Source organism: Nocardia sp. NPDC101769 (assembly GCF_044766925.1).
Taxonomy (GTDB): Bacteria; Actinomycetota; Actinomycetes; order Mycobacteriales; family Mycobacteriaceae; genus Nocardia.
This window is the reverse complement of record NZ_JBIWMX010000096.1, coordinates 1-4,800: the sequence shown is the minus strand read 5'-3', so window position 1 is coordinate 4,800 and position 4,800 is coordinate 1. Positions and strand designations below refer to the sequence as shown.

4 protein-coding genes and 1 pseudogene are annotated in these 4,800 nt (G+C 64.5%); 2 read left to right on the top strand and 3 right to left on the bottom strand.

Going from position 1 to position 4,800, the window contains the following annotated elements; translation table 11 throughout:
• Positions 1–787 precede the first annotated feature (787 nt).
• Positions 788–1,798 (bottom strand): zinc-dependent alcohol dehydrogenase family protein, encoded by a 1,011-nt coding sequence (locus ACIRRA_RS45375; protein ID WP_402782156.1) that lies wholly within the window; start codon positions 1,796–1,798, stop codon positions 788–790.
• A 247-nt stretch (positions 1,799–2,045) separates the two neighbouring features.
• Here ACIRRA_RS45375 and ACIRRA_RS45370 point away from each other — a divergent pair, with 247 nt between their 5' ends.
• Complete coding sequence (locus tag ACIRRA_RS45370; RefSeq protein ID WP_402782150.1) at positions 2,046–2,423, top strand: DUF302 domain-containing protein; 378 nt, start codon at positions 2,046–2,048, stop codon at positions 2,421–2,423.
• A 204-nt stretch (positions 2,424–2,627) separates the two neighbouring features.
• Here the strand turns inward: ACIRRA_RS45370 and ACIRRA_RS45365 are convergent, their stop codons facing one another.
• Both ACIRRA_RS45365 and ACIRRA_RS45360 read right to left on the bottom strand, forming a co-directional pair.
• A complete protein-coding gene (locus ACIRRA_RS45365; protein ID WP_402782147.1) occupies positions 2,628–2,942 on the bottom strand; it encodes an integrase core domain-containing protein in 315 nt (104 codons plus the stop codon).
• Positions 2,923–4,197, bottom strand: coding sequence for an IS30 family transposase (locus tag ACIRRA_RS45360; RefSeq protein WP_402782153.1), 1,275 nt, complete (start codon positions 4,195–4,197; stop codon positions 2,923–2,925). The genes ACIRRA_RS45365 and ACIRRA_RS45360 overlap by 20 nt, the downstream gene beginning before the upstream one ends.
• Positions 4,198–4,367: 170 nt before the next feature.
• Here ACIRRA_RS45360 and ACIRRA_RS45355 point away from each other — a divergent pair.
• Positions 4,368–4,688: pseudogene (locus ACIRRA_RS45355) on the top strand (integrase core domain-containing protein); the annotation flags it as partial.
• Positions 4,689–4,800 lie beyond the last annotated feature (112 nt).

Below are 4,800 nucleotides of genomic sequence, written 5' to 3'. Positions count from 1 at the left end.
ATCCGCCGTCGAGGCGGGCATCACACGATGCCAACGACACCTCGGGTCGGGACCTTCGACACCGAAAGGTCCACCGCTGGGGCGCGTTCGTAAAATGCCATCGTTTCTCCGACACCCGCAGTTCGAGCCGGAATCAGCAGTCGGACAAGGGATCCGGCTGTCCAGAAAACGTGTCGTAGAGGTTGGCGGTCAACTGGGCCAGCGCCGTGTCGCGTAGTCCCGAGTCAGACCAGCAGCAGCGTACGGCAGAGTGGGTGGGCAGCTGACAGGAAGGGTGGCGCGTGGTGAAAATCGAGTGGCAGCAGGCAATTCCAGAGGATCCGCGAATTCCGGACTTCGTGCAGTGCGAACCGGATGTCGTCGGGCGGTCGTTCCCATCAGCGCTCGCTGGGGAGAAGATCACGGTCCACATGCCTGGAGTACCGGTGACGCCTGGTGCCTTGTACTTGACTCAGCCGGGCGCGTTGCTCGCCTCTGTGAGCCACGAAGACCCAGCGGCCTGGGGGATGGTCCACACTGACAACGGATCGGCTGTCGCACATATTCAGCGGATAGGGTTCACTGCAGAGGTTCCAGACCCTGAAGTCGTGGGTCCGATGAACGGTCGGGTGGCACACACGCGCCGAGCGGTAATGGAGTGCGGAAGCGCTGCGGAGATGGCAAATGTCTGTCTGCTGCAGGCCAACAACATTCCCATCGGTGCCGAGTCTGTTCAGTTCCGGCACCGCCGAGGAGGGGTTGAGTGTCGGCTTTGCTGGATCGCCCCAAGGGCCGCAGCCTCAGTCGATTACCGGCTTTCGGAGGATTCGGCCGCCGCACGTACGTCTATGACGACCTTGCCACGCCGAGTCCGGTCGCCGACCGCGCGGTGCGCCTCGCTGACCGTGCCGAGGTGATATGGCGTCGGGTCGACAATCGGTGTGATCTGTCCGGCGTCGACGAGTTCGGCGGCCGCGGCCAGTACCCGGCCGTGATGGGCGCGGTGCTCCCCGGTCAGCAGAGGCAGCAGGGTGAACACTCCCGAATACGTCGCGCCACGGAAGCTCAGCGGTGCCAGGCTGTGCGCACCCCAGCCGAGAATGCTTACCACGTGGCCGGTGTAGGCGCGCACCGCCATGAACGAAAGATCCAGTGTCGCACCTCCGATGGTGTCGAAGATGACGTCGAATCCCGCACCGCCGGTGCCTGCGTCGACATACTCCTGCACGCTGGTGGCTCGGTAGTCGATCGGCTCGGCCCCGAGTCCGCGGATGGTGTGGAGGTCGCCGGCTGAACCGGTGGCGAATACGATCGCGCCGCGCGCGGCAGCCAGTTGCACCGCGATGTGCCCGACCCCGCCCGCCCCGCCGTGCACGAGCACCAGCTGCCGGGGCTGGACGTCGGCCCGGTCGATCAGGCCCTCCCACGCGGTGATCAATGCCAAGGGCAGCGCCGCTGCCTCGAGCATGGACAGCCGGGCCGGTTTGAGCGCGAGCAGGTCCGCGTCCACCGCGGCGTATTCGGCCAGGGAGCCGGGCAGGTCGCCGACGCCGCCGGTCATGCCGTACACCTCGTCGCCGATGTCGAATCCGGTCACGCCCGACCCCACCTCGGTCACTACGCCAGCCAGATCGATGCCCAGGACCATCGGCAGCCGCACCCGAGCATGCGCCGCCGCACCGGCTTTGACCTTCACGTCGAGCGGATTCACACCACTGGCCTCAACGCGGACCAGCACCTGACCGGGGCCCGGCACCGGACGTTCGACGCTGCGCAAAACCGGTTCGGTCCCGAATTCCTCCAGAACTGTGGCCCGCATGCCGGGGCGAGACGGGGATCCGGGCTGCTCGGACGGTAATGCGGATCCAGTGCGCATGCGTGTCCTCCGTGACTGGCGACCTGACGCCGTCGACTGGTCAGAGCCAGGCTATCAGCCTGTGATCAACGATTGCTTCGGTCGTTCGGCGCGGCGGTCACCTGACCGATGCTGGGCCGAGGGCGCTCGGATACCCTCGACTCCAGGTGAATACGACGCGGCGACCACGGATGTGAAGAGGCGAGGCACGATGGCGATCCTTACGAAGCAGGTTCCGGGCAAGGTAGCCGAGGTGGTGGAGCACCTGCGGTCACTGTTGGAAGCCCGGCAGGTCACGGTGTTCGCGGTCATCGATCAAGCTGCCGCGGCCGAGCACGCCGGGACCGGCTTACGAGACACCGTCCTGGTGATGTTCGGTGACCCGGCCGCCGGTACGCCGGTGATGGCCGCGGAGCCGCTCGCGGCGGTGGATCTCCCACTGAAGGTGGTGATCTGGGACGACGAGGGCACCACCAAGGTCAGCTATCGCGACCCGGTCGAGCAGGCGGTGGCGCTGGGTGTACCCGAGCAGCTCGCGGCCCGCTTGGCCGCGGTGCATGTGGTGACCGACGCGCTGGCGGTCGGCTGACCCACCGTCGGATCGCCCAGCGCCCAGAGGTTCTCACGTCATCGGTAGTGGTGGCGAGCTTGATGGCGAGAAGGTCATCGCGTCGCCTCGGCCACCGCTTTTGCTCGCGCTGCAAGGCCTTCAGGTATGGATCGGCAGCGCCTCGCATTCGAGATGGTCATGTGAGGGGCCGGAAAGATTTCGGACAGCGCATCTTTGGTTTCTCTACGCTGCCTGGTTCCGTTCGAGCCACTCGGACTTTATTTCGTTGGGAGTGCGGTAGTCAATTGCGGAGTGGAGCCGAATCTGGTTGTACCGCAGCTCAATATAGGCGATGATGTCTTTTCGTGCATGCGCACGCGTGGGATACTCGGTCCGGTTTACTCGCTCGTTCTCCAGGGTTCCGTTGAATGATTCCGCCCAGGCATTGTCGAAGCGTGTCCCGGTGCGGCCTACAGATCGTTTCGCGCCGAGTTCGTTTGTCACGTCGGCGAATTCAGCGGAAAAGTACTGGCTGGATTCAATCGGTCGTCGCAACACCGGGTTGTTGTAGCGATTGTAGGTACTCGTTGAAGGCCTCGGCGGGTGTCTTCCATCCGAGGGTCTTGCGTGGTCTGGTGTTGAGGGTATGGGCGATGGCTTCGATCTCCTCGGCGTTCCAGCGGGACAGGTCTGTGCCCTTCGGAAAGTATTGGCGCAGAAGACCATTCGTGTTCTCATTCGACCCGCGTTGCCACGGACTTTTGGGGTCGGCGAAGTAGACCTTGACGCCGGTGACGACGGTGAAGCGGGCGTGATCGGAGAGTTCTTTCCCGCGGTCCCAGGTCAACGATCGCCGCAGCTGTTCGGGCAAGGTGGTGATCGTCGTCGCCAGCGCGTTCGTCATCGTGACCGCGCCATATCCGGCGAGGGCGGGACCGTTCTTGGTGCGAGGGACGAGGCCGTAACCGTCCTCCCTGGGCAGGTGGATCAACATGGTGAACCGGGTGGTGCGCTCGACGAGGGTGCCGATCGCGGAGCGCTGCAACCCGATGATCAGGTCGCCTTCCCAGTGTCCGGGAACGGCGCGATCGGCGGCCTCGGGAGGACGTTGGCTGAGCAGCGTTTCCGGTGTGACATGGGCCCACGCTTTCTGTTTCGCTCGCGCCCGTGGGACACGCAGGGTCCGGCCTTTGCGCAGGCAGGCGACAAGTTCACGTTTGAGTGCGCCTCGGCTTTCGACGTAGAGCGCCTGGTAGATCGCTTCGTGGCTGATGCGCATGGATTCATCATCGGGGAACTCGACCTTGAGACGGCGCGAGATCTGTTCCGGGCTCCACGCGGTCACCCATGCGCGGTCTCCTCGGTGGGGTTTGTTGCGTCCCTTCCATTCCGGTGCGCCGGGGCCGGCGACGGCCTTTCCGTCGGCGGTGCGGACGACACCGGAGAGCCGGTCCCCGACGTAGTGTCGGAGTCTGTCGTTGGCGAGGAGTTTCGCGGTCTTCGGGCGCCTCGCGCGCCGCTCGGCGTGCCACTGCGCGGTCGATGCCTTGTAGTCCAGCTGATACGTGCGCGTGGACGCGTTGCGTCGTAGCTCGCGCGAGATGGTCGACGGGTCGCGTCCGAGCCTTCGCGCGATCTCACGCACCCCGGCGCCCTGCGCGCGCCACAACGCGATGTCCTCACGCTCGCTCGAAGACAGGTATCGACCCGAAACTGATTGCGGCAAACGAGGATTCACGCCGCCAGCATGCCGGAACCACCGAAATCCGACCGGTGAGGACACCCCCGCCTCCGTGGCGGCATCCTCGGTCATCACCCCACGCGCGATCGCCGCCCAGAACCGCACCCGGTCCTCACGCCACGCCACCGTCGGCCTTCCCGGCGACGGAATCTGCCCCCTATACGCCCGAACCGCCAACTGCCGCTTCCCATACGCCAACACACACCTCCGAAATCAAGGTGTTGCGACGACCGATTGAATCCAGCCAGTATACATCGGTGAAATTCGGTGAGACACTGATGCTTTCAGGACTCAAGCCGTCGATAGGTTCGGTTGGCGACGCCTTCGACAATGCCCTCGCCGAAACTACGATCGGCCTCTACAAGACCGAAGCGGTCCGTGATGATTCCCCGTTCCGGCGAGGCCCGTTGTACCGGCTGGCTGATGTCGAGCAACTTACCCATGAGTGGGTCAGCTGGTTCAACGAGTCCCGGCTGATGCACCGGCTCGGCCGCAAACCACCGGTCGAGTACGAGGCCGACTACTATGCCGCTCTGACCGAACAACCGGTCGGAGACAGATAACCGGGTGCGCATGAAACCCAATGCCGTTAACTTACGCGGCGGTGTAGCTGGATCTCGGGTGGTCGATCGTGGTTGATGTTCTTGTGCTGCAAGTCTTTTCGAGGGAACTTGT